We start from the raw sequence: 24,515 nt of genomic DNA on the forward strand, positions 1-24,515 counted from the left end.
GGGTCCAGCTTGAAGGAGAGAAGCAATGACCGTCTACGACCGACTCTTCGTCGCGGGTTCCTGGGCCGAGCCGAGCGCTCCGGAGATGCTGGACATCCGCTCTCCGCACGACCGGTCGGTGATCGGCCGCGCGGTGCAGGCGCGGCCGGCCGATGTGGACCGGGCCGTGGCGGCGGCACGTGCGTCTTTCGAGGAGGGGACCTGGCGCCGGACGCCTCCGCTGGAACGGGTGGCGGTGCTGCGGCGGTTCAACGCGCTCCGCGAGGCGAACGCGGAGAGGATCGCCGAACTGATCTCGCTCGAGAACGGTTCGGCCGGGTGGTTCACACTGGCGGGCCAGCACGGTCTGACGCGCCAGGCCAATGCCTACCTCAGGGCGGCCGAGGAGTTCGCCTGGGAGGAGACGCTGGTGCCCTCCGACCCGGCCTCGCCGGTGCGCAGTGTGGTGCGTCGCGAGGCCGTCGGCGTGGTGGCCGCGGTGATTCCGTGGAACTCGCCGTTCTCGTCGGCGACCACCAAGATCATCCCGTCGCTCCTGGCGGGGAACTCGGTGGTGCTGAAGGTGTCCCCCGAGAACTCCCTGAGCATGAACCTCCTGGCCGAGCTGCTGGCCCAGGTCGACCTGCCGGAAGGTGTGATCAGCGTCCTGCCCGCGGACCGGGAGACCAGTGAGTACCTGGTCTCGCATCCGGACGTGGACAAGATCGCCTTCACCGGGTCGACCCGGGCCGGACGCCGGATCGCCTCCATCGCGGGCGAGCAGCTGAAGCGGGTCAGTCTGGAGCTGGGCGGCAAGTCCGCCGCGATCATCCTTCCGGACGCCGACGTGGACAAGGCGGTCCAGGGACTGAAGTTCGCCTCGCTGCTCAACAACGGCGAGTCGTGCATCGCGCAGACCCGGATTCTTGCCCCGCGCAGCAGGTACGAGGAGGTCGTCGCCGCGCTGAAGGAACTCGTGGAGTCCTTGAAGGTGGGCGACCCCCGCGATCCCGGCACCTTCATCGGCCCGATGATCCGCCAGGACCAGCAGCAGAGGGTCCGCGACTACATCGAGGTCGGCATGGCGGAAGGCGCGCGCCTCGTCGCCGGCGGACCGCAGATCCCCGAGGGTCTGGAGGGCGGCTACTACGTCACACCGACCCTGTTCGCCGACGTCGACAACTCCATGCGGATCGCGCAGGAGGAGATCTTCGGCCCGGTGCTTGTCGTCATCGCCTACGAGGACGAGGACGACGCCGTACGCATCGCGAACGACTCCGAGTACGGGCTGTCGGGCGGCGTGTGGTCGGCCGACGAACAGCACGCCCTCGCCGTCGCCCGCCGTGTCCGTACCGGCACGATCACCGTCAATGGCGCCTCCGTCGCCTTCGACGGCCCGTTCGGCGGCTTCAAGGCCAGCGGCATCGGCCGCGAGTACGGCGCCGTCGGTCTCGGCGCGTACACCGAGTACAAGACGATCACCGTCTGAGCCGGCTGCGACCGCCGGACCCGCCGAGCGGGACCCGCCCGGCCCCACCACCCCCGAGATCTTCCGCGCGGACCCTACGACCGGCCCGGCACCACGACGTCCTGTGGCGCCGGCCGGTCGGCCCGTGGCCGCGCACACCCTCGAAAGGCCTCTTCCCCCCATGCGCAAGACACAGCACGGCGCACCACGCCCACCCGGTGTCGCCGCGGCCATGACCGCCCTGGTCCTGGCGGTCCTCCTGGCCGCACTGGACCAGACGATCGTCTCGACCGCGCTGCCACGGATAGCCGAGGACCTGAACGGCTTCGACGACATCGCCTGGGTCAGTGCCGCCTACCTCCTGGCCTCGACCGCGGTCACCCCGCTGTGGGGCAAGCTCGGCGACATGTTCGGCCGCAAGCGCCTCTACCTGGCCTCCACCGGCATCTTCCTCGTCGCCTCCGTGGCCTGCGGCTTCGCGCAGAACCTGCCGGAGCTCATCGGCGCCCGCGTCCTGCAGGGCATCGGTGGCGGCGGCATGATCGTCCTGACCTTCGCCCTCGTCGGCGACATCGTCTCCCCGGGTGAACGCGGCCGATACCAGGGCATGTTCGGCTCCGTGTACGGTGTCGCCAGCATCGTCGGACCCCTGCTCGGCGGCATCTTCACCGACCAGCTCTCCTGGCGTTGGGCGTTCCTGATCAACCTGCCCGTCGGCGCGCTGGCCCTCGTCATCGCCGCCCGGGTCCTGCCCGGTGGAGTGAGGAACGCGGCGGCCGCGCGCATCGACCAACTCGGCTCCCTGGTGCTCGCCGCCGTGGCCACCGGCCTGGTGCTGATCACATCCTTCGGCGGACGCTGGGGCTGGAGCTCTCCGAGCATCATCGGCCTGATGATCGCCACGTTCGCGCTGGCCGCGCTGCTGATCCCGGTCGAGCGCCGCGCCGCCGCCCCCGTACTCCCCCTGACCATGCTCACTTCGCGTACGGTCGTCCTCTCCTCGCTGATCGGCTTCGTGGCCAACGCCGCCATGTTCAGCGTGCTGGTGTACCTGCCGACCTACCTGCAGATCGTCGACGGGGTCTCGGCCACCTTCTCGGGCGTCCACATGCTGCCGCTCGTCGTCGGCCTCGTCATCAGCCAGTCCCTCGCAGGACGATGGTCGGCCCACCCGGAGCGGCTGCGTCCCATCCTGATCGTGGGTCTGCTCCTCAACATCGCGGGTCTGCTGCTGCTGGCCACCATCGGTGCCCGCACCGGCACCGCCGTCCTCAGCGTGTACTTCCTCGTCACCGGTGTCGGCATCGGCATGGTGCCCATGGTCGTCCTGACCGCCGTGCAGAACAGCGTCCCCTCCGCCGACCTCGGTGCCGCCAGCGCGGTCGTCACCTTCGCCCGCTCCATCGGCGCGGCCTTCGGCGTCGCCGTCTTCGGCGCCCTGCTGACCGGCGGCTTCGCCCGCCGGCTGGAGGGTGCCGGCATCGACGGCACCTTCGACCCCTCTCGCCCCGACGCCATCGCCCAACTGCCGTCCGCCGTCCGTGACACCGCTCTCGACGCCTTCGCCCACGCCACCGCCACCGGTTTCCTCTGGGTCACTCCCCCGGTCGTCGCGGGAGCCGTCCTCGCCCTCTTCCTCAAGCCGGCCGCGGCGCGAACGGCCGCCGCCAAGGCGGCGCACCACGATGCCGGGGAGCACGCGGCCGCCGTCTGATCGCGATCCCTGCACGCGTCGACAGCGGTCCCCGCCCGAACGGGTCCCGGGGCGCACACCGATCAGGCCATCGCCGAACGCCGATCCGGAGCGCGGAGTTCACCGGCGCGAGGGCGAACTGCTGTCACTTCGCGGGCTCACCCAGGACCCGACAGACCCACTCTTTCGTCACCCCCTTAACCGGTGATACCGTCTGGATCGGCCCAGGCGGACCGGGGGCCTCCCTGGTGCAGGTGTGCACGCGGGCGTCATTCGCCGTGTGCCGGACATCACCACCTCTGCTTCCCCCAGTGCCGTCACCTCACGGCACTCACCCACTTCCTCGAACAGGAGACCTGTGAAACGAGTTCTGACCGTCCTCGCCGCCTGCGTGCCACTGGCCGCGGCGGTGTACCTGCCCACCGCGTCGGCGGAGGCCACGGGCCCCTCCGGCGCCTCGGCGCCCACCTGCGCGACGACGTCCGTGAAGGCCCCGGCCGGCGCCGATGTGGAGTCCACGACAGCGGTCCGTCAGGAGGGCGGCACCGTTCACGGAAGCGGAGTCCTCGGCGGCACGGTGACCGACGTGCCCGCCTACTGCGAGGTGACGGTCACCCTCACCCATCCCGGGGACAACGACCATGCCAAGGTGCGAACCTGGCTGCCCGTCAACAGCTGGAACGGCCGCTTCCAGGCGCTCGGCGGCAGTGCCTACGCGGCCGGCGACAACGGCGCCGGGATGGCCACCGCGGTCAAGGACGGCTACGCGGTGACCACGACCGACGCGGGTGTCGGTGACGTCCTCGACATCGGCTGGGCGCTCAACAGCGACGGCCGGGTCAACACCGCGCTGCTGAAGAACTTCGCCGACCGCTCCCAGCACGAGGCGGCGGTCGTCGGCAAGCAGGTCGTCGCCGGCATCTACGGCAAGCGCGCAGCCTACTCGTACTTCAACGGCTGCTCCACCGGCGGACGTCAGGGCTACATGGAGGCCCAGCGCCACCCCGATGACTACGACGGCATCCTCGCCAAGGCGCCCGCCGTCAACTGGGACGAGTTCGAGGTCGCCACCCTGTGGCCGCAGGTCGTGATGAACAACGAGAGGACCTACCCGACCGCCTGCGAGTTCAAGGCCTTCACCGATGCGGCCGTCAAGGCCTGCGACCCTGTCGACGGCGTCACGGACGGCCTGGTCGGGGACCCGGCCACGTGCCACTTCGACCCGCGCCGGCTGATCGGCACCAAGGTGGTCTGCGACGGCAGGGAGTTGACCCTCACGGCCGCCGAGGCGGCCGTGGTCCGCAAGATCTGGGACGGCCCGCGCACCCCCTCGGGCCAGAAGCTGTGGCCCGGCGTCCCGGTCGGGGCCGACCTGTCCGCTCTGGCCGGCGTCACCGACCCCGACCCGAACGGCGACGTCAAGGGCGACCCGTTCCCCGTCCCCCGGTTCTGGGTCACGGCGTGGGTGAAGAAGCAGCCGGCGTTCGACATCTCGAAGATCACGTACAGCGAGTTCACCCGGCTGTTCCGGCAGTCCGAGGTCGAGTACGACAAGGTCATCGGCACCGACGACCCCGACCTGTCCGCCTTCCGCAACTCCGGTGGCAAGCTTTTGAGTTGGCACGGCCAGGCCGATCAGTACATCCCGGCCCAGGGCACGGTCGAATACCGCGAGCAGGTCGAGCGGATGATGGGCGGCACCAAGAAGGTCGACGACTTCTACCGCCTCTTCCTCGCCCCGGGCACGGTCCATTGCGGCCTCAACTCGGGCGACGGCACGACGGACGACCTCGGTGCGCTGAGGAGCTGGGTCGAGCACGGCAGGGCCCCCAGGACGCTGCCCGCCGTCCTGGTCGACTCTGCCGGGCAGAACGTCCGCCGTGACCTGTGCAGCTATCCGGAGGTTTCCCGCTACGACGGCCACAGCGACCCGGAGGCCGCCTCCAGCTTCCGCTGTGCGACCCCGTCCCGGCACTGACCGCGCCGACGGCCTGACGTACCCACCCGCCGGGTGGCGGGGTTGCCGCCGCCCGGCAACGGCTCCGGCCGAGCCTGCGGCCAAACCAGCCTGCCGTTCATGAGCGTGGCGACGTAGGCCCTTCTGAGGGCATCAGGGCGCTCCGGTCTGCGTCCGTCCGCCGGGAGCCCCGGCTGCCCCCCATCGCGTACACAAGCGATACAGGTGACGACCACTGTTCCAGGAGGACGTTCCCCGAGCCGGCTTGTCAGCGTCAGGTCCTATCGTCGGCACCATGGGTGACCACTTCCAGACCATCGTCGACCTCGACGCCACGCCGACTGAGGCGTCGACGCTCGCCGGTCACGGACTCGATTGGCTCGTTCGCGAGGGATTCGTGCGAGCGGATCGCACCGATTGCGTGCTGGGGGCGCGATCGGGCAACCCGCCCGGGGGCCACTGGGCGAAGGCGGTCACTCACCCGGACTGGGAGCCGACGGACGGGCTGAAGATCGTGACCGGACGCACGGTCTTTCACGGCGGCCAAGGCGAGGTGCGGTATGCAACGTGCCCGCACTGCGCTTGCCGGGTCGACTTCCTCACCGAGGACTGGGACCCCATCGAGGGGGCCGATGAGCCGTTCTACGCCGCCTTCACAACCTGGCGCACGACCGGACAGGCAACGGTCGCGTGCCCGCACTGCGGGACCGCCCCCGACCTTCGTGCCTGGACCTGGGATGACGACTACTTCGCGTTCGGCTGCCTCGGCTTCGAGTTCTGGAACTGGCCGGAGTTCGACCCTCGGTTCCTCACGGACCTCGCCCGAGTGCTCGACGGACATCGGTTGGTCCGCGTGTGGGGAAAGTTCTGAGGGCGGGCGGCAAGGCGAGGTCCCGGGCCCTGCGCGCGCCGAGGGCGTTGAGGGGTGCCACGAGTCGACCGGGTGCGCCGGTGACGCCGACGTGGAAGGGGCGGGCGGCCTCGAGAGGTGCTTTGGCATCATGCCGGGATGGACTTCGATCTCGCCCCACCCACCGGTGTCGGCCCGCTGCGGATCGGCATGGCCCGGGAAGCGGCAAACGCGGCGCTGGACTCGCTGCGCGATGGCTCGGCGATCTCGGACGCCGACCTCCCGGGGCAGCACATCTTCCGTCCCAGCGGCCTGATGATCAGCATCGACTGCACGCGGGACGCGCTGCAAGCCATCGAACTGGGGCGGCCGTTGACGCAGGCCGACCGCGTGATGTTCAGGGACCTCGACGTGTTCGCGCTTCCGGCGCGTGTCGTCATCGAGCGCATGCGTGAGTACACCGTCATCGACGCGGACCCCGACGACCCGGCGTCCTTCACCGCCCCCGACCTGCTCCTCGGCTTCTGGCGCCCGTTCGCGGCCGACGACGAGCCGGAAGAATCGCAGGGCCACTACTTCAGCTCGGTTCTCCTGGCAAAGCCCGGCTACTACGACACCCCCGCCCAGGCGGCTGAGCGAGGCGCCCAGAGCCCGTGACGGACCGGCTCCGCGGTCGGGGCCTGGGTGAATTCCGATGTCCTGACCGACCGGTGAGCCTTCCGGTCCGCCGCGATATCGCGTGTGCCCTGCGTTCTCTCGCCCTGTCCGGAATGGGCCGCTACGCTCCCTCGCGCCGCCGATCGCCGGTGGAACCCCGAACGGTCCGGCACAACCCAGGCGTGACGCCCCTACGGCGTGCCGTGGATCGATGATCCGCCGCCTCGCCTTGCTTCTCCGGCGGAGGGGCGACAAGATCCCTACGCCGCCGGATCACGGGAATCCGCTGGTGGGACCGTGGGGGGAGATCCTGTGGCATACAGAACACACCTGCTGACCGAGGCGGATCCGGCAGCGACGCGCAGAACCACGGTGCTCCGGGTTTTCGTTGTGGTCATCAGCGTGCTGATCCTGTTGACACAGTGGTACACGGCACGGGAAGTGGTCACCGGGAACGAGGGCGCCTTCCCCGAGGCGTTCGGGACCGAGGCTCCGACGGCGCCGTCCCACGTCACGCACCTGTCCCACCGCCCTGGAGCAGTGGTCCACGGGCTGTCCATCGACGGCACCGACTCCGGGGTACGCGCCGTGAACGTGCGCACGGGGAAGGAGTACTGGCGCTACGAGCGAGGCGGCATGGACGACGACACGCCCTCGGTCGGGGTGTCGGCCCGCACGGTGGCGGCCTGGTTCGAGGACGGAAAGCTGCTGGGTATCGACCTGCGCACGGGGAAAGTGCGGTGGCGCACGGAGTTCCCGAGCCGCGGCTTCCAGAGGCTTCACATGGGCGCGGGCCAGGTCGTGGCGCAGTCCCCGGGTGGTGTCGCCGCCCTCTCGGAGAGCAACGGGAAGAGGCTGTGGACACTCCGGCCTCCGCGCTCGTGCGAGCACCCCTTCCCCTGGGACGTCCACGACTTCCCGGACCGTCTGACAGTCGTCCAACTGGAGTGCGATTCCACGGACGGCAAGCGCGGTATGGCGATGGGCGTCGACAACCGTACGGGAACCACGCTGTGGACGCGTCCCATCGGGCAGGAGCTCGACAAGACCGACGACCACACCCTGGTCACGGTCTCCCCGGCGACCGCCGGCCGGCAGGAAGGAACGGATCGCGTCCAGATACTGGACGTCGACCGGAAGGGCGCCGGGCTGCGGGCCGAATTCTCCAGTGCGGACTGGTCCCCGGAGGACGCTGGAGACGGCGTCATCATCTATGGTTCGAACCCCGAGTCGGCGGACAGCGCCCAGCGCACCGCCCTGACGGCCTACAGCACGCAGTCCGGCGAGCGCGCCTGGGAGCGCCGGGCTGACGCGGGCCAATCGTTCGGCCAGGCCGCGATCGCCGACGGCCGGGTCTACGTCGTACAGAACTCGACGATCTCCGAAGGGGACGAGAACCGGGCCCTCCAAGCCGACCTGTTCGTCCTCGACGCCCGCGACGGCGACCTGCTCCACACGCTGCGGCTGCCGGCCATGACCGTGCCGGGCGACTTCTTTCTGACCGACCTCGCGATCCAGGGGGCCGGTGACGGCGCCGTCAGAGTCGGATGGCTTGAGTCGTTGAACGACGCGCTGATCGTGACCTGAGCGGTCCCGGTCCGCCGTACCGGCGTCACCGAAGGGTCCGGGGATTCACGGCCTTCGCGACGCGCACCGCGGGCACGGCGGACTGCCGTGTTCCGCTGCTCCACGGCACCGTCGATAGCCACGCTTCGAGGGGCGGGATGTGCCGCCGCGGACGCGCCCCGCGCGCGGCGCCGCGGCGTTCCGATGGGGACAGCACCGCTGACCAGGCAGTTGCCGCCTTGCCACCCTCTCCAATGAGAGCATATGCTCCTAATCTGCCGAGCCTCGCTCGCGCACACGTCAACACATGCTTTTCCGCTGCGAGAAGGCCGGTTTCAGGAGTGTCGAGCCCTATTCCCCGACACGGACGACGGCTGCCCGGTTGCGGAAGTCCTGCCGTGCCTCCGCGGCGCCGAGGTGCCGAGGTGCCGGCGGTCGGCACGCTGTCGCGCCGACCGGTCACCGCGCCGAAAGCGCGGGCTCCATGGCCCGCGGGCGATGTCCGAGCAGTGAACGACCGGGCGCGCGGCGACGGGTCGGCCGGACCGGTGGGGCCGCGGTCCTCCACCACCCCAACCCACGGCGAAACCGCACCGCGTAAGACACGCCTTCCGATCGGAGTGCCCATGAGTTCCCTTGCCATACGCGCCGGTTCGATGTTCGACGGATTCCGCCTGTCGGGCCCCACCACCGTGTATGTCTCGGGGGACCGGATCGTACGCGTGGACCGCTACGGTGGGCTGCCCGACGACGGCAGCGAGCTCATCGACCTCGGCGGCTCGGCCTGCCTGCTGCCCGGCCTCGTCGACGCCCACGTCCACCTCGCCTTCAACGCCGGCCTGGACTCCGTGACGTCCCTGGCCGCCACCTCCGACGGCGACCTGCTGGCGCACATGCGGACCGCGGCCCGGTCCACTCTGCTCGCCGGCATCACCACCGTGCGCGACCTCGGCGACCGCGGCTACCTCTCCCTGGCCCTCGCCGAGGAACTTGCCGGGCACCCGGAACGAGGGCCGGAGATTCTGGCCGCCGGACCTCCGCTGACCGTGCCGGGCGGACACTGCCACTTCTTCGGCGGCGAGGTCGAGGGCCACGACGCGCTCAGGGCCGCCGTCCGCGAGCGTCACGCCCGCGGCTGCGCCGTCGTCAAGATCATGGCGAGCGGCGGCAACATGACGCCGGGTTCCGTTCCGCCGCACGCGTCGCAGTACGGCCTGGAGGACCTGCGTGTCGTCGTGGACGAAGCGCACCGCCTCGGTTTGCCGGTGGCGGCCCACGCCCACGGCGTCCAGGCCATCAGGGACGCGGTCGAGGCCGGCGTCGACAGCATCGAGCACGTCTCCTTCCTCGACGCCGACGGCATCGCCCCCGACCCGGACCTCATCGACTCCATCGTGCGGAAGGGAACCTTCGTCAGCCTGACGCTGGGCATGGACCGGGGCGCGACACCGCCGCTGCCCGAGGCCGTGGCCGCTTTCGTCGACGCGATCGCGGACGGCTACGGCGTCCTGCACGAACGCGGCGCGAACATCGTCGTCGGCTCGGACGCCGGTTGCGGGCCCTGGAAGCCGCATGACGTGCTTCCGCACGCCGTTGCCGACCTGGCCGAACTGGGCGTCACGCCGGTGGACGCGCTCATCGCCATGACCAGTTCGGCGGCCCGGCTGTGTCGTGTGGAAGGCCGCAAGGGCCGGATCACCGCCGGTGCGGACGCCGACATCCTGGTCGTCGGCGGCAACCCCGCGCACGACCCCGAGGCCGTCCTGGACGTACGAGCGGTCTTCCGCGCCGGTGTCCGCGTGCGCTGAGGCGCCGTCGCCCCGTCCACCGCGTCCGCGGCCACGCGGCACCGTCCTCCCGCGGCCGGCCGCGTGCCCCCGGCCGTCCCATCCGACGGATCCGGAGTACGCCGACGACTTCCGGCGATCCGGGCCCCACTCCCACCGACAGAGCGGACATCATGGCAACGACCACGCCGACCCCACTCTCCGACCAGCGCCCTCCGGTGCTCCTCGCACCGGCGGCGGGCCTCGCCGCAGGCCTCCTCCTCGGCGTGCTCACCAATCTCGCGCAGGGCGTGCTCCCCGGTGCCGCCAACCAGTTGGCCAATTCGGGAGCGGTCTGGTCCGCCGTCGCCTTCGCCGTCGGCGCGGTCTTCGCCGGCCGGGTGTCGCTCAAGGCCGCCGCCGCGGCCGGGCTGCTGGCCGAACTCGGCCTGGTCGCGGGTTACTACGGCTACGCCGAATTCGGGCGCGACGGCATGGGCTCCCTCCACATGCCGCTCGTCTGGACGGGCGCGGCCTGTGTCGCCGGTCCCCTCTTCGGTGTCGCGGGCCACTGGTCACGCGGGGGCGCGAACAGGACGCGTCGCGTCGCCGGGATCGCCGCCCTCGCGGGTGTCTTCGGCGGCGAAGCGATGCACTTCGCCTGGGTGCTGCACTACCGGGTCCAGGCGGCCGGCTGCCTGCTCGTGGTGCTGCTCGTCTCCCTCCTGCTGCCCCGCACGCTCAAGGAGCGTGCCCTGACCTTGCCGGAGGTGAGCCCGAGTCCCGTCGTCATGGCGGTGATCGAGCGGTACGTGGCGCGGAACCAGGTGCGCAGCAGCGCCGTGTCCCCCGCGGGTGTGAGCGGTGAGGCGGCGGCGTGCCCCGCGGAGGCCGGGCCGAGGGCGAGCGCGGCGGCGCCGGTCCCGGCGGCGGTGAGGAAGGTACGACGGTCCATGCGGCTCCAACTCCTGGGAGAGGTGGGTGGGCGGAATCTGTCGTGGTCGGGCGGTGCGGGAGCCGGCGGGTGTCAGGGGCCCGCCGGCTCCCGGGTCGGGTGGGCCGTCGTACGACGGCCCGGAGGGGAGGGGTCAGCCGGCGGCGCGCGGGAGTTCCCGGGTGCGGCCGAGCCCGCCCAGCCAGTGCGCGGACGGCTTGGGGGTGCGGGCGAAGGTCTCGGGGTCGACGGAGATCAGGCCGAAGGTGGGCGCGTAGGAGCCCCACTCGTAGTTGTCCAGGGCGCTCCAGGCCAGGTACCCCCGGATGTCCAGGCCGTCCTCGAGGGCGGCGGCGACCTCGGCGAGCGCTCCGGTGTAGTAGTCGACGCGGCGCGCGTCGTCGGCGGTGGCGATGCCGTTCTCGGTCACGATCAGCGGGACGTCCCCGACGATGTCCGCGGTGTGGCGCAGGGCGTGGCCCACCGCGGCCGGGTAGTACTCCCACTCGGTGAGGGTGCGCTCGGCGTCCCCGGGTGCCGGGATCGGGCCGTCGGCGCCGATCCGGGTGCGGGTGTAGGACTGCACGCCGATCCAGTCGTCGTCGCGCGCCGCCTCGATGAAGACGTCCTCGCGCGGGTACCGGTAGGCGGCGGTGACGTCCTCCGCGCCGGGCAGGGACTGATAGACCTGGTTGGCGACGGACCAGCCGACCCGGATGGAGGGGTTGATCGCCTTGACCGCCGCCCTGGCCGCGTGGTGGGCGGCGACGACCGCCCGGGTGGTGTCCTCGTCGGGGGTGGGCAGGCCGGCCGGGGGAAAGCCGTGCTCACCGGACTTGGCGAGGCCCGCGATCACCGAGATCATGTTCGGCTCGTTGATCGTGCAGACGTGCTCGACGCCCTTGCCGATGACCGGGGCGGTGGCCGTCACGTAGCGCTCGAAGAGCTCGACCGCGCCCTCGGCGGTCCAGCCGCCGCGGTCCTCGAACCATCGCGGCACGGTGAAGTGGTGCAGGGTGACCATCGGGCGCAGGCCGCGTTCCAGCGCGCCCTCGACCATGCGGCGGTAGTGGGCGAGCTCGGCCCGGGAGAAGTGGCCGGGTGCCGGCTCGATCCGGGCCCACTCGATGCTGAAGCGGTAGTCGGTGAAGCCCAGTCCGGCCAGCAGGTCCATGTCCTCCTGCCAGCGGTGGTAGCTGTCGCAGGCGTCCAGGCTCGGTTCCTTGATGCCCGCGGCGTCGTCGTGCTCCTTGCGCCACCAGTCGCTGTTGGTGTTGTTGCCCTCGATCTGGTGGGCGGCGGTGGCGGCCCCCCACAGGAAGCCCTCGGGGAACCGGGTCACGGCGTGCGTCATCGGTGAGTCTTTCTGGTGCGTGGGAAGAGGTGCCGCGGGTGCCGCCGGGCGCGGCGGTGCGACAGCGGGCCGCGGCCGTGCGGGTACGGGGCGGGGCGGGTACAGGGCGGTGCGTAGGCGGGGCGGTGCGTAGGCGGGCGGGCGGCGGGCTACTTCATGCCCGCGGTCGCCATGCCCTGGGTGAAGTGCCGCTGCAGTACGGCGAAGACGAGCAGCACGGGCAGGACGACCAGGAGGGATCCGGCCATCAGCATGCCGTTGGAGCCCGCCGAGCGGTTGGGGTCGGTGGCGAAGGTGGCCAGCGCCACCGGAAGGGTGTACTTGTCCGGGTCGTTGGTGGCGATCAGCGGCCACACGAAGTTGTTCCAGGAGCCCAGGAACGTGAAGATCGACAGCGTCGCCAGGGCCGGTTTGACCAGCGGCACGGCGATGCGCCAGAAGATGTACCACTCCCCCGCACCGTCCAGCCGCGCCGCCTCCAGGAGTTCGTCCGGGATCGCCTGCATGAACTGCCGCATCAGGAAGACCCCGAAGGCCCCGGCCGCGAACGGCAGCACCAGGCCCGCGTAGGTGTCGAGCAGCCCGAGGTTGCTCATCAGGACGAACATCGGCAGCAGCATCAGGTTGCCGGGCACCATGAGGGCGCCGAGCACCAGCCCGAAGACCTTGCTCCGGCCGGCGAACCGCAGCTTGGCCAGGGCGTAGCCGAGCATCGAGCAGAAGACCAGGTTGCACAGGGTCGTCAGGACGGCGACGACGAGGGAGTTGGCGAAGTGGCGGGGCAGGTCGAGCCGGGCGAGCAGCTGCCGGAAGTTGTCCAGGGTCCACTCGTGCGGGAGCCACACGGGCGGCGAGGCGGTCAGCTCCCGGTTGGTCTTGAACGCGGACAGCGCCATCCACAGGAACGGCGCGGCCATGACCACCAGCGCGACGGAGACCAGGACGTACGTCAGCGGCCTGCGGATCCCGGGGACGGGGCGGGCCGTGCCGGTGCGGGTCGCGGTCATCGGGTGTTGTCCTTCAGCAGTCGGAGCTGGAGGGCCGTGATGCCGAGGATCACCACGAAGAGCACGTACGCCATCGCGCTCGCATAGCCCATGTGGAAGAAGTTGAACCCCTCGCGGTACATGTCGAGCGAGACGGTCAGCGTGCTGTCCGAGGGGCCACCCTGGGTCATCACGAACGGCTCCTCGAAGACGTTGAGGTAGCCGATGGTGGTGATGACGGTCGCGTACAGCAGGGTGGGCCGCAGCAGCGGGACGGTGATGCGGCGCAGCTCCTGCCAGGTGCCGGCGCCGTCGAGCCGGGCCGCCTCCCGCACCTCGGCCGGGATGCCCTGCAACCCGGCGATGAGCAGCACCATGACGGTGCCGAGGTTGCGCCACACGGCCATGGCGATCAGCGACGGCATGGCCAGTGCCCCGGAGCCGAGGAAGTCGGGCGAGGTGAGCCCGACTTCGGAGAGGAGCCCCGCGATCAGGCCGTCGGTCGGGTCGAGGACGAATCGCCAGACGACCGCCACCGCGACGATGCTGGTGACCACGGGCGCGTAGAAGCCGACCCGGAAGAGGGTGCGCGCGCGGTCGATCCCGTTGTTGAGCGCGAGGGCGGCGGCCAGCCCCAGGAGGATCGTCAGCGGAACCCCGACGACGACGAAGTACGCGGTGTTGAACAGCGCGGTGAGGAACTTGTCGTCCTCGAACAGCCGCGTGTAGTTGCCGAAGCCGATGAACTCGGCGTCGAACGGGTGCGTGACGTCGCGGAGCCTGAAGTCGGTGAAGCTCATCGCGAGGGTGGCGACGATCGGCAGCGCCATGAAGACGCCGAACAGCACCAGGAAGGGGGTGGAGAACAGCCATCCCGCCAGGTTCTGCATGCCCAGGGAGCCGTGCCGCCTGCCCCGGGCCGGCCCCGCGGCCGGGGGGTGCTCCCCCGGCCGCGGGGCGCTCGTCGCCGCGTTCGCGGCCTTCTTGGTCGTGGTGCTCACGGCGTCCTACTTCAGGAGGCTCTCGACCTGGGACTGCGCCGTGTCCGCCGCGTCCTGGGCCGAGCTCTTGCCCTGGGTCACCGCGCCGATGGCCTCGTCGACCTTGGAGGTGATCTCGGTCAGGTTCGCCAGCGTGGGCGCCGCCTTGGCGGTCTCCATCTGCTTGCGGAAGACCTGCAGGTCGGGGCTCTGGGCGAGCTCACCGGAATCCCATGCGGCGGTGTTGGCCGGCAGGTCGCTGGTGAGCCGGTACCAGTCGGCCTGGCTCTTGGCGTCGGTAAGGTACTTGACGAACTCCGTGGCGGCGGCCTTGTGCTCGCTGTCCTTGGAGACGACCAGGCTGGAGCCGCCCGCCATCGAGGTGGAGGACCGGTCGGACGGGACCGCGGCCACGGCCCACTTGCCCTTCAGGTCCGGGTACTGGTCGTTGAGGATGCCCCGGTGCCACGGGCCGGAGAAGAACATGGGCACGTCGCCGGTGTTGAAGTCCTTGGTGACGTCGTAGCCGGGCGTGACGCTCTTGCGGACCAGGCCCTTGTCGAAGAGGCCGCCGTAGTACTCCAGCGCCTTGACCGCGGCCGGGGAGTCGACGGCCGCCTTGCCGTCGTCGTCGATGAGCGTGCCGCCGGCGGAGTAGAGGAACGGGTAGAAACTCTGCACCGTGTCCAGGCCGCTGGACTGGATGTACAGGCCCCACTTGGTGCCGGCCTTCTTCTGATAGGCGGCGGCGTCCTGCTGCAGCTCCTGCCAGGTGGCCGGGGGTTCCGCGATGCCGGCCTTCTCGGCGAGGTCGGTGCGGTAGTAGAGGACGCGGGTGTCCACATACCACGGGACCCCGTACGCCGTTCCGTCGGCGACTCCCTGGTCCCAGCCGGCCGGGAAGAAGTCGTCCTTCTTGAAGACCTTGGTGTCGACCGGTTCGAGCACCCCGAGGTCGGCGAACTCGCCGAGGTAGGTGCCGCCCATCTGCGCGACGTCGGGCAGTGTTCCGGCCGCCGCGGCGGCGACGAGCTTCTGGTGGGCGACGTCCCAGCCCACCGGGGTCACCTTCACGGTGATCTGGGGGTGCGCCTTGTGGTACTCCTCGGCGACCTGGCCGAGCTTCTCCCCTTCGGCACCCATGGCCCACACGGTGAGCGTCTGCTTCTGGTCGGCTGCGACCTGCTTGCCGCCGTTGGAATCGCCGCACGCGGTGGCGGCGAAGGCGGTCGTCGCCAGCGTGAGGGCGACCGCTGAGGTTCTGACGGCTCGGCGCATGAGCGGGCTCCTCCTTGAGCACTGCGGGTGATGTATGCGCATCCTGTAAGCGCATACATGAACCCTGGGCCAGGGGCGTGGGGCGACGCAAGAGGAGGCTTGGTCACACTCGGGTAACGGAGTCGGCGTCCGCCGGCACACGGCGGCGGCGCACGCGGGCAGAACTCGGCGGCCGTACCCGGCCATGGGTACGGCCACGCGCCGTCGGGCGCCGCCCCGGATCGGCCCCCGGCGCGGCGTCCGGAAGCCTCACGGCCGTCCGCACCCGCAGCTCGCACGGAGCACCACCGTGACCGGCAGCACCAGGGAACGGGGCGCGTCCGCGCGTCCGCCGCCCAGCCGGCGCACCAACTGCTCCACGGCCTCCTCGCCCAGACGGAGCATCGGTTGGCGCACGGTGGTGAGGGCCGGCCGCACCAGCCGGCCCAGCGCGATGCCGTCGAAGCCGGTCACGGCGACCTCCTCCGGCACCCGGACGCCGCGGCGTTCCAGGGTGTGCAGGGCGCCGACCGCCATCTGGTCGTTGGCGAAGAGCATGGCCGCCGGTGTCTCCCCGCCGCGGTCGAGCAGCGCATCGGCCGCCCGGGCCCCTTCGGCCTGGGTCATCGGGTCGATCCGCAGATCGGGCTCGTCCCCCACGGTGACGCCGGCCGCCAGGCAGGCCTCGCGGTAGCCGCGGAACCGGGCCTCCGCGTCGGGCGACGTCCTGTCCCCGCCGACGAAGGCGAGCCGGCGCAGCCCGTGGTCCTCGATCAGGTGCCGGGTGAGTTCGCGCTGACCGTCCTGGTTGGCGACCTCGATGTGGTCGAGGTGGTCCAGTTGCTCGTCCTCGCGGGGACCCGCGAGCATCACCACGGGCTGTCGCCGGGAGATGGCCTCCAGTTCCTCCGTCGGCACCGTCCGGGCCAGGACGGCGAAGCCGTCGACCCGGCCCGCCACCTTGGCGACCAGACTCTCCGGGCCGCCCTGCAGCGATGCCGCGATCAGCAGCGCGTAGCCGTGCCGCCGCGCGGCGCGCTCCATGCCGCGGATGATCTGGTCCGAGTAGAGCATGGCGGCGTCGTCCTCGGCGTCGCCCGCCTCGCTCTCGGCGTCCGGGTCGGAGTAGTCGGGGAAGCACAGCCCGAGCACCCCCGTGGAGCGGCTGGCGAGGCCGCGGGCGTTCCCGCTCGGGACATAGCCGAGTTCGCGGGCGACCGCGAGGACCCGCTCCCGGGTCTCCGCCCGCACGGAATCCGGGTTGCGGTAGACCCGCGACACGGTGGCGATGGAGACGCCCGCCTGGCCGGCGACGTCGTACACCGTGGGGACAGTGCTCACTGAGGGAACCCCAAGCTCCTTGGAACCGACCGGAACCCGCTGCTCCGGCAGCGCACCCGCAGAAGCCCGCCGGACACCCCGCACCTGCTTCTGAAAGCGCATTCACCCTAGGTCCGGACCCTGCGGACGGGCAAGGCCGGCCCCGCTCCCGCGGTGCCGGGCGGCGGGGCGGACCGGGCTACCGTGTCGATCGCCGCGCGCCGGCGCCACGGCTGCGAGAGCCCGTCCGGTCACGCCGTCAAGCGCGTCATGGGCCCGCCGCCGGTGCGGTACCGCACCGTGGGGGCGCACCACCCTGACGGGCGGCGGATCGAGTCGCAGCCGTCCCATCCACGTCGTTCCCGGACGGTGCGACACCGGCGAGGGCCCGGGAATCCACCGGGCGCGGAGGGGCCCCTCACCGCAGCAGCCGGCCTCGGGGCACCGGCCGACGTCGACGGTGATCAGCTCGGGGAACAGTGCGGGAAGGGCGCGCGGAGGGTGTGCGGGTGAGCCCTGCGCGGGCCGGGACGGCGCCCGGGCTCCGGGAGTCCCGGTGCCCGGGCGCCGCCGGTGTGGGTTGTGCGCGTCAGCCGCGGTCCGCGGAGGCCGCGCCCTCCGTGCCGCCCCCGTACCGGCGCCGGAAGCGCTCGACACGGCCGGCCGTGTCCACGACGCGTGCGCTGCCCGTGTAGAAGGGGTGGCTCGCGGAGGAGATCTCCACGTCCACGACCGGATAGGTGGTGCCGTCCTCCCAGACGACGGTCTTCTCGCCGGTCATGGTGGAGCGGGTGAGGAAGGCGAAGTTCGCCGCGCGGTCGCGGAAGACGACGGGATGGTAGTCGGGGTGGATACCGGGTTTCACGGGTTCTCCAGTACGAGTCGTGCGGCCCGCGGGGGCCGGTGGTGGGGTGTGCCGGGGGGCGGTGTCACCAGGAGGCCTTGCGCACTCCGGGCAGATGGCCCGCGTGGGCCTGGGCGCGCAGATTGATCCGGGACAGGCCGAACGCCCGCAGGTGGCCGCGGGGCCGCCCGTCGAGGGAGTCCCGGTTGCGGACCCGCGTCGCGCTGGCGTCACGGGGCTGCCGGTCCAGCTCCCGACGTGCGGCGGACCTCTCCTCCGGCGTGGAGGCGGGGTCGCGCAGGACGTCCTTCAACTCCGCGCGGCGCACGGCGAACCGCGCGACGACGGCCTTGCGCCGCTCGTTCTTCGCGATCTTGCCTGCCTTGGCCATCAGACCTTCCCTCCCCGCGCGCGGATGACGGCGACGGCCTTCTCGATGCCGATGCGGTCCACCGCCTTGATGCCCTTGGCGCTCAGAGTGAGCCGCACGGTGCGGCCTTCGCTGGGCAACCAGTAGCGCTTGTGCTGGACGTTGGGGTCGAAGCGGCGCCTGGTCCGCCGGTGGGAATGGGAGACGGAGTTGCCGAAGCCGGGCTTGCGGCCCGTGAGTTGGCAGTGTGCGGGCATGGCGGTCCGTTCTGTCCTCGCGATGGGTGAGCGGAGGACTCGTCGAGCTTATTGGAAATGAAAACCAGTTCTGTATAGTACCCGCCATGGCACGCAACGAACTTCGCCCCGTCATCAAGCTCCGCTCCACCGCCGGGACCGGCCACACCTATGTGACCCGCAAGAACCGCCGGAACGACCCGGACCGCCTGGTCCTGCGCAAGTACGACCCCGTGGTCCGGCGCCACGTCGAGTTCCGCGAGGAACGCTGACCCCGCGCCCTGCCCACCCGTTCGCCCCCCTGACACGAAAGGCACCATCCCGTGGACAGCAGCACCAAGCTGCCCGTCGTCCTGGTCGGCGGCCTGCACGCCGAGGCGCGCCGCGCCGCGGTACGCGAGCTCCTGCACTCCGCCCCCGGAGCTCTCGCCCTCCACCACGACCTGCGCCCCGCCGTCGGCGGACCCGTCCGGCGGGTCCTCAGCGACAGCGACGGCGTCCTCTTCCGGACCGACACCGAGCTCGTCGACGACTGCGCCTGCTGCGCCCTCCGCGCCGACCTGCTCCCCGAACTGCTCCACCTGGCCGACGATCCGTCCTGCCGGCTCGCCGTCGTCGAGCTGTGGGACTCCGTCGAACCACAGGCCATGGCGGAGGTACTGGTCGGCACCCCGCTGCCCGACGGCTCCGTCTCCGGGCGCCGGCTGGCCATGGCCGGGGTGGTCACCTGCGTCGACCCCGACCTCCTGCTCGATCACCTCAGCCTCGGCGAGGACCTCGCCGAGCACGGGCTCGCCACCGCCCCCACCGACCGGCGCACCATCGCCGACACCCTGGCCCGCCAGCTCGAATACGCCGGTGTCCTCGCCCTGGCCCCGGGTGACGGCGCGGACCCGGGCGCGGTCGAACTGCTCACCCAGCTCCACCCGACGGCCCGCCAGGTCACCATCGGCACCGGCCGGCTGGCCGCCGCCGCCCGGTCCGGCTTCGACGTCGCCGCGGCCGCCTCGCGGCAGCACCCGGCCAGTGCCCTGCTGCCGCAGGAGGCCGACGCCCATGGCGTCGCCACCCTGGTCTGGCGGGCCTCCCGTCCCTTTCATCCGGGACGTCTGCACGCCGCGCTGGAGGACCTCAGCTGCGCCGCCGCCCGGAGCCGCGGCCGCTTCTGGCTGGCCGACCGCCCCGACACCCTGCTCTCCTGGGAAGCGGCCGGCGGTGCGCTGTGCATCGAGGACGCCGGCCCGTGGCTCGCCGCGCTGCCCGACGCCGCCTGGGAGGCGGTACCGGCCGAACGCCGGGTGGCGGCCGCCCTGGACTGGCACCCCGAACACGGTGACCGCGGCCAGCACCTCGCCTTCACCTCACCGGACCTCGACCGCGAGGGGCTCGTCGCCGCCCTCGACCGCTGCCTGCTGACGGACGCCGAGTACGCCGCCGGGCCCGAGGGCTGGCGGCACCTCCCGCACGTCTTCGACGACTTCTTCGACGACTTCTTCGACCACGCGGCCTGAACCGCCCACCACCACGACCACGACCACGGGAGGCCGCACCATGGCATCCGTCCGCACCGGCAAGAGCGCGGGCAGGCGCAAGGACGCCCGCAAACCCCGCCCCAACCCCCTCGTGTCCGCGGGAATCGAGTACATCGACTACAAGGACACCGACCTGCTGCGGAAGTTCCTCTCCGAACCGGGGCAAGATCCGCAGCCGGCGGGTCACCCGCGTCACCGCGCGGCAGCAACGCGCCCTCGCCCGTGCCGTCAAGAACGCCCGCGAGATGGCCCTGCTGCCCTACGCCTCCCGCTGACCCCGGCACCCGCCCGAACAGGAGACGCCCCATGGCCGTACCCAAGCGCAAGACCTCGCGTGCCAACACCCGCCATCGCCGGGCCCACTGGAAGGCCACGGCCCCCCATCTGGTGCCGGTCACCGTCGACGGCCGCGAGCAGCTGGTCCCGATCCACCTCGTCCGCGCCTGCCGGCGCGGCCTGCTGCCCCGGCGGGACTGACTCAAGGGGGCGGCTCCGCAGCGCGCCCGTCAGCGGCGGTGCCATTCCTCGGCCAGCAGCCGGTAGGAACGGACCCGGTCCGCATGGTCGTGGGTGATGGTGGTGACGATCAACTCGTCCGCGCCCGTGGCCTCCTGGAGCTGCTCCAGCCGGTCGGCGACCCGCCGCGGCGAGCCGACGAACTGCGTCTCGACACGGTCGGCCACCAGGGCGCGGTCCTCGTCCGTCCACGCGTGGCCGCGGGCCTGTTCCGGGGTGGGGAACTCGATGGCGCCCTCCGCGGTCCGGATGCTCCGGACCCAGGCGGCGTAGCCGGTGGCGAGTTCGCGGGCGGTGGCGTCGTCCCGCGCGACGACGACGTCGGCGGAGACGCTGACGTACGGCTTGTCGAGCACGCCGCCCGGCTGGAAGGCCGCGCGGTACCCGTCGGCGGCCTCCAGCACGGTGCCCGGGCTGACGTGGTAGTTCGCGGCGAAGCGCAACCCGTTGCGGCCGGCGACCTCGGCACTCTGGCCGCCGCTGCTGCCGAGGATCCACACCTGGACGTCGGCGCCCTCACCGGGGACGGTGTGCGCCTCGACCCCCTCCGGGGAGCGGTAGGTACCCCGCAGCAGGGCCAGGATGTCGTCGACCTGCTCGCCGTAGTCCTGGGACCGGGCGCCGGGCTGCTGGAGCAGCTGCTTCTGGAGCGCGACGCGGGGTGAGCCGAGCAGGTGCTCGAAGGAGAACTTCGGCGGGATCCGCAGACCGTTCGGGGTGCGCCCGTCGACGACGGGGGTCGTGCCGGGCACCGGGCCCGGCGCGGTCCCCGGCGGGCGGCCTCCGGAACGTCCGAGCCCGAGGTCGAGCCGTCCGGGGTGGAGGGCGTCGACGAGGCCGAACTCCTCGACGGTCGACAGGGCGGTGCGGTGGCCGAGTTGGACGGCACCGGAGCCGAGCCGGATCGTGGAGGTCGCGGCGGCCGTGAGCGCCAGGACGACGGCGGGCGAGGTGCCCGCGACGCCGGGGTTGAGGTGGTGTTCGGCGAACCAGTAGCGGGCGTAGCCGAACTCCTCGGTCCGCCGGGCGAGGTCGATGCTGTTGCGCAGGGCGTCCGCGGCGGTGGAGCCGGACGCTATCGGGACGAGGTCCAGGACTCCGAGCGGGATGCGGGACACGGTGGTGTTCTCCTCAGTGGTGGGCGGGTTCGGTGACCGGCGGGACGGGCCCCCAGGGGAACGGCGGGTCCGGTATCCCGCGCCGCAGGACGGGCGCGACCTCGCTCGGGTCCGGGGCGTGCGCGATCAGCGTGATGGCGAGGAACTTCACGACGCAGCCCGCTCTGCAGGACCACCGGCGCGGGTGCCTGCTTGGGCGACGGCCCGGACGTCGGGGTGGGCGAGACCGAGGTGGTCGCGCAGTGTGGTGCCCTCGTAGTCGGCGCGGAACACGCCCCGCTCCTGGAGCAGCGGTACAACGGTGTCGGCGAAGGCGTCCAGCCCGCCCGGGGTGATGTGCGGGACGAGGATGAAGCCGTCGGAGGCGTCCGCCTGCACGAACTCGTCGATGGTCGCGGCGACGGTGGCCGGGGAGCCGACGAAGGACTGCCGGTTGCCGGTCTCGATGACCAGGTCGCGGATCGACCACTTGTTGGCGGCGGCCAGTTCCCGCCACTCGCGGGCGGTGGCGAGCGGGTCGCGGTACATGCGCACCTGCGCCCGTCCGCGGGCCACGGTGTGCTCGCCCGGGTCGGGGTCGATGTCCGGGAGGGGACCGTCGGGGTCGTAGGCGGACAGGTCGCGGTTCCAGACGAACTCCAGGTGACGGATCGCGGTGGCCCCGCTCACCTGCTGCCGGCGTACCTCGCGGGCCAGTTCCGCGGCCTCGGCGTCGGTGTCGCCGAGGACGAAGGTCGCGGCGGGCAGGATGAGCAACCGGTCCGCGCTTCGCCCGTACTTGGGCAGACGGCCCTTGACGTCCCGGTAGAAGGCGCGACCCTCCGCGAGGGTGCTGTACCGGCTGAAGATCGCGTCCGCTTCGGCGGCGGCGAATTCGCGGCCCTCCTCGGAGTCGCCGGCCTGGAAGATCACGGGGCGCCCCTGCGGGCTGCGCGGGACGTTGAACCGCCCGTGGATGTCGAAGTGGCGTCCCCTGTGCTCGAAGGCACCGGCCCGCGCGTCGCGCAGGAAGGTGCCGGTCGCCTGATCGGCGACGATCTCGTCGCCGTGCCAGGAGTCGAAGAGCTCGCCCGCGGTGGTGAGGAACTCCCTGGCGCGGGAGTAGCGCTCCTCCTGCGGGAGGAATCCGCCGCGGCGGAAGTTCTCCCCGGTGAAGGCGTCCCAGGAGGTGACGACGTTCCAGGCGGCGCGCCCGCCCGAGAGGTGGTCGAGGCCGGCGAACTGCCGGGCCACCTCGTAGGGTTCGTTGAAGGTGGAGTTGATGGTGCCGGTCAGGCCGAGGCGTTCGGTGACGGCGGCGAGCGCCGCGAGGACGGTGAAGGTGTCGGGACGGCCGACCACGTCCAGGTCGTAGAGCCGCCCGCCCTGTTCGCGCAGGCGCAGGCCCTCGGCGAGGAACAGGAAGTCGAACTTGGCGCGTTCCGCGGTGCGCGCGAAGTGGACGAAGGAGTCGAACTCGATGTGGCTGCCGGCCCGCGGGTCGCTCCACACCGTGGTGTTGTTGACGCCGGGGAAGTGCGCGGCCAGATGGATCTGCTTCGGCGATTTGCTCATGGCGTACGGGTTCCTCCGGCTCAGGCGGTCGCGTTCGAGGCCGCGGCGTAGCGGTTGGCGGGGCGGGCCAGGCCGAGCAGACCGCGCAGGGTGCCGGCCTCGTAGGAGCTGCGGAACACGCCGCGGCGCCGTAGCTCGGGCACGAGTCCCCGGGTGATCGCCGGCAGGTCGTGGCCGATCACGGCGGGACGCAGGCGGAAGCCCGTCAGCCCGGCGCGCCGCCACTCCAGGAGCAGGTCGGCCAGTGCGCCGGGGGTGCCGGTGAAGATCCTGGCGTCGCTGGTGTAGGGGGTGCCCGCCAGGCCGTCCAGCCGTCGCAGGCGGGCCCGCGCCGCGGCGGGGTCGTCGTCGAGGACGACCACGAGGTCGCCGAAGATGTGCAGGGGTTCGCCCTCCCGGCCCGCCACCCGCTGTTCGGCACGGATCTCGGTGACGATCGCGCGGGCCTGGTCGGCGTCGTGCGGGGTCACGTATCCGATGTCCGCGGAGCGGGCGACGAGCCGGAACGGCACGCTGCTGTGGGCGAGCGCGCTGACGACGGGCTGGCCCTGGGGCGGCCGAGGCGTGATGGAGGGGCCCTTGACGCTGAAGTACCGGCCCTCGAAGTCGATGTGGTGCAGCTTGTCGCGGTCGATGAAGCGCCCGGTGGCGACGTCGCGGATCTCCGCGTCGTCCTCCCAGCTGTCCCAGAGGCGGCGCACCACCTCGACGTGGTCGCCCGCCTCTTCGAAGAGGCCGGTGACCAGCTCGCGCACGGCGGGGGTGTCCAGGTCCGCGATGCCGAAGGCGGGGATGGAGCGCCTGCCGAAGTGCGCGGCCTCGTTCGACCGGGCCGAGACCTGGACGCGCAGGCCGGCCCGGCCGGTGCTGACGTAGTCGAGCGTGGCGATGGCCTTGGAGATGTGGAACGGCTCCGTGTGCGTGGCGACCACCGTCGGCACCAGGCCGATGTGCCGGGTCACGGGGGCGACGCGGGCGGCGATCAGGACGGCGTCGAGGCGGCCGCGCACCTGGTCGGTGCGGTGGTCGGGCTCGGTGGGGTGGGAGGACTGCGGGCCGAGGGAGTCCTCGATCGTGACGAAGTCGAGCAGCCCGCGTTCGGCCTCGCCGACCACGTCCTGCCAGTAGCGGGCGGTGAACAGTTCCCCCGGCCGGGCCTCGGGTTCGCGCCAGGCGGCGGGGTGCCAGCCGGCGCCGTCGAGGGCCACGGCGAGGTGCAGCGCGGTGTTCGGCGACGAAGGGGAATGGGGGTACGGCGAAGCGATGTCCGAGGACATGGAAGGGGCCTTCCTGATCGACCACGGGTCTCACCGGCCCTCGTCGGGAGGGCCGGCGGCGGGAGAGCGGGTCAGGAACGACAGAGGGAGGCGGCCACGCGCTGCAGATCGATGTGTGCGCGGGAGTACAGGAGGACCGTGCGGGGCGGTGCGGAAACCGCGACGGTCACGCGGAACGGGACGGGAACCGCGACGGTCACGCGGGACGGGACGGGAACCGCGACGGTCGCGCGGGACGGGACGGGCACGAACGTCACCTCCGCTCCCCGGGTGTTCGGCGGGCACGACTCCGCCGAGGGAT

Annotated in this window: 22 protein-coding genes and 3 pseudogenes; 12 read left to right on the forward strand and 13 right to left on the reverse strand. The window is 71.8% G+C overall.

The features are described 5' to 3' along the window. Window positions 1-25: 25 nt before the first annotated feature. The 8 genes and pseudogenes from AB0F62_RS14960 to AB0F62_RS14995 form a co-directional block, all read left to right on the forward strand. The gene (locus AB0F62_RS14960) at window positions 26-1,468 is read left to right on the forward strand and encodes an aldehyde dehydrogenase (RefSeq protein WP_361797520.1); all 1,443 of its coding nucleotides are present in this window, start codon (window positions 26-28) and stop codon (window positions 1,466-1,468) included. Between the two features lie 160 nt (window positions 1,469-1,628). Continuing rightward, window positions 1,629-3,161 (forward strand): MDR family MFS transporter, encoded by a 1,533-nt coding sequence (locus AB0F62_RS14965; protein WP_361797523.1) that lies wholly within the window; start codon window positions 1,629-1,631, stop codon window positions 3,159-3,161. 337 nt (window positions 3,162-3,498) lie between these two features. Continuing rightward, window positions 3,499-5,118 carry a tannase/feruloyl esterase family alpha/beta hydrolase gene (locus tag AB0F62_RS14970; RefSeq protein ID WP_361797526.1) on the forward strand — a complete coding sequence of 540 codons (1,620 nt, stop codon included), beginning with the start codon at window positions 3,499-3,501 and terminating at the stop codon, window positions 5,116-5,118. Between the two features lie 274 nt (window positions 5,119-5,392). Beyond that, entirely contained in the window at window positions 5,393-5,968 is a 576-nt protein-coding gene (locus AB0F62_RS14975; protein WP_361797529.1) for a hypothetical protein, read from the forward strand. 138 nt (window positions 5,969-6,106) lie between these two features. Beyond that, on the forward strand, window positions 6,107-6,604 hold the full coding sequence (locus AB0F62_RS14980) for a hypothetical protein (RefSeq protein WP_361797532.1): 498 nt from the start codon (window positions 6,107-6,109) through the stop codon (window positions 6,602-6,604). Between the two features lie 312 nt (window positions 6,605-6,916). After that, window positions 6,917-8,191, forward strand: a complete 1,275-nt coding sequence (locus tag AB0F62_RS14985; protein ID WP_361797535.1) for a PQQ-binding-like beta-propeller repeat protein — start codon at window positions 6,917-6,919, stop codon at window positions 8,189-8,191. 605 nt (window positions 8,192-8,796) lie between these two features. Beyond that, complete coding sequence (locus AB0F62_RS14990) at window positions 8,797-9,978, forward strand: amidohydrolase family protein (protein ID WP_361797538.1); 1,182 nt, start codon at window positions 8,797-8,799, stop codon at window positions 9,976-9,978. Window positions 9,979-10,130: 152 nt separating this feature from the next. Then, a pseudogene (locus tag AB0F62_RS14995) lies at window positions 10,131-10,682 on the forward strand (DUF6518 family protein); the annotation flags it as partial. 11 nt (window positions 10,683-10,693) lie between these two features. On the opposite strand, the pseudogene AB0F62_RS15000 reads toward AB0F62_RS14995, so the two are convergent. The 9 genes and pseudogenes from AB0F62_RS15000 to rpmB all read right to left on the reverse strand — a co-directional run. Then, window positions 10,694-10,891: pseudogene (locus AB0F62_RS15000) on the reverse strand (twin-arginine translocation signal domain-containing protein); the annotation flags it as partial. Window positions 10,892-11,024: 133 nt separating this feature from the next. After that, on the reverse strand, window positions 11,025-12,224 hold the full coding sequence (locus tag AB0F62_RS15005) for a family 1 glycosylhydrolase (RefSeq protein ID WP_361797541.1): 1,200 nt from the start codon (window positions 12,222-12,224) through the stop codon (window positions 11,025-11,027). Between the two features lie 149 nt (window positions 12,225-12,373). After that, the gene (locus AB0F62_RS15010) at window positions 12,374-13,231 is read right to left on the reverse strand and encodes a carbohydrate ABC transporter permease (protein WP_361797544.1); all 858 of its coding nucleotides are present in this window, start codon (window positions 13,229-13,231) and stop codon (window positions 12,374-12,376) included. Then, a complete protein-coding gene (locus AB0F62_RS15015; RefSeq protein WP_361797547.1) occupies window positions 13,228-14,211 on the reverse strand; it encodes a sugar ABC transporter permease in 984 nt (327 codons plus the stop codon). The genes AB0F62_RS15010 and AB0F62_RS15015 overlap by 4 nt, the downstream gene beginning before the upstream one ends. A gap of 6 nt (window positions 14,212-14,217) precedes the next feature. After that, a complete protein-coding gene (locus AB0F62_RS15020) occupies window positions 14,218-15,468 on the reverse strand; it encodes a sugar ABC transporter substrate-binding protein (RefSeq protein WP_361797550.1) in 1,251 nt (416 codons plus the stop codon). A 249-nt stretch (window positions 15,469-15,717) separates the two neighbouring features. Continuing rightward, entirely contained in the window at window positions 15,718-16,788 is a 1,071-nt protein-coding gene (locus AB0F62_RS15025; protein WP_361797553.1) for a LacI family DNA-binding transcriptional regulator, read from the reverse strand. Window positions 16,789-17,356: 568 nt separating this feature from the next. Continuing rightward, window positions 17,357-17,632 carry a type B 50S ribosomal protein L31 gene (locus AB0F62_RS15030; RefSeq protein WP_361797556.1) on the reverse strand — a complete coding sequence of 92 codons (276 nt, stop codon included), beginning with the start codon at window positions 17,630-17,632 and terminating at the stop codon, window positions 17,357-17,359. A 64-nt stretch (window positions 17,633-17,696) separates the two neighbouring features. After that, window positions 17,697-18,002 carry a 30S ribosomal protein S14 gene (gene rpsN / locus AB0F62_RS15035; RefSeq protein WP_361797559.1) on the reverse strand — a complete coding sequence of 102 codons (306 nt, stop codon included), beginning with the start codon at window positions 18,000-18,002 and terminating at the stop codon, window positions 17,697-17,699. After that, the gene (gene rpmB, locus AB0F62_RS15040) at window positions 18,002-18,238 is read right to left on the reverse strand and encodes a 50S ribosomal protein L28 (protein WP_361797562.1); all 237 of its coding nucleotides are present in this window, start codon (window positions 18,236-18,238) and stop codon (window positions 18,002-18,004) included. The genes rpsN and rpmB overlap by 1 nt, the downstream gene beginning before the upstream one ends. An 86-nt stretch (window positions 18,239-18,324) precedes the next feature. Between rpmB and rpmG the strand changes: the two genes are divergently transcribed. The 4 genes and pseudogenes from rpmG (at window position 18,325) to rpmF (ending at window position 20,226) form a co-directional block, all read left to right on the forward strand. Next, entirely contained in the window at window positions 18,325-18,489 is a 165-nt protein-coding gene (gene rpmG / locus AB0F62_RS15045) for a 50S ribosomal protein L33 (RefSeq protein WP_361797565.1), read from the forward strand. Between the two features lie 51 nt (window positions 18,490-18,540). Beyond that, entirely contained in the window at window positions 18,541-19,728 is a 1,188-nt protein-coding gene (locus AB0F62_RS15050; RefSeq protein ID WP_361797568.1) for a GTP-binding protein, read from the forward strand. Window positions 19,729-19,768: 40 nt separating this feature from the next. Continuing rightward, window positions 19,769-20,024: pseudogene (gene rpsR, locus AB0F62_RS15055) on the forward strand (30S ribosomal protein S18). Between the two features lie 31 nt (window positions 20,025-20,055). Next, complete coding sequence (gene rpmF, locus AB0F62_RS15060) at window positions 20,056-20,226, forward strand: 50S ribosomal protein L32 (RefSeq protein ID WP_361797571.1); 171 nt, start codon at window positions 20,056-20,058, stop codon at window positions 20,224-20,226. Window positions 20,227-20,255: 29 nt separating this feature from the next. Here rpmF and AB0F62_RS15065 read toward each other — a convergent pair whose 3' ends face one another. Genes AB0F62_RS15065 through AB0F62_RS15080 form a run of 4 tightly spaced genes read right to left on the reverse strand, consistent with a single transcriptional unit; the run spans window position 20,256 to window position 24,214 of the window. After that, entirely contained in the window at window positions 20,256-21,383 is a 1,128-nt protein-coding gene (locus AB0F62_RS15065) for an LLM class flavin-dependent oxidoreductase (RefSeq protein WP_361797574.1), read from the reverse strand. Window positions 21,384-21,396: 13 nt separating this feature from the next. Continuing rightward, window positions 21,397-21,534, reverse strand: coding sequence for a hypothetical protein (locus tag AB0F62_RS15070; protein ID WP_361797577.1), 138 nt, complete (start codon window positions 21,532-21,534; stop codon window positions 21,397-21,399). Then, window positions 21,531-22,937, reverse strand: coding sequence for an NtaA/DmoA family FMN-dependent monooxygenase (locus tag AB0F62_RS15075; RefSeq protein WP_361797580.1), 1,407 nt, complete (start codon window positions 22,935-22,937; stop codon window positions 21,531-21,533). Before AB0F62_RS15075 ends, AB0F62_RS15070 begins: the two co-directional genes overlap by 4 nt. Window positions 22,938-22,957: 20 nt before the next feature. Beyond that, a complete protein-coding gene (locus AB0F62_RS15080; RefSeq protein ID WP_361797583.1) occupies window positions 22,958-24,214 on the reverse strand; it encodes an LLM class flavin-dependent oxidoreductase in 1,257 nt (418 codons plus the stop codon). Window positions 24,215-24,515 lie beyond the last annotated feature (301 nt).

The organism is Streptomyces sp. NPDC026673 (assembly GCF_040638135.1).
Lineage (GTDB): Bacteria > Actinomycetota > Actinomycetes > Streptomycetales > Streptomycetaceae > Actinacidiphila.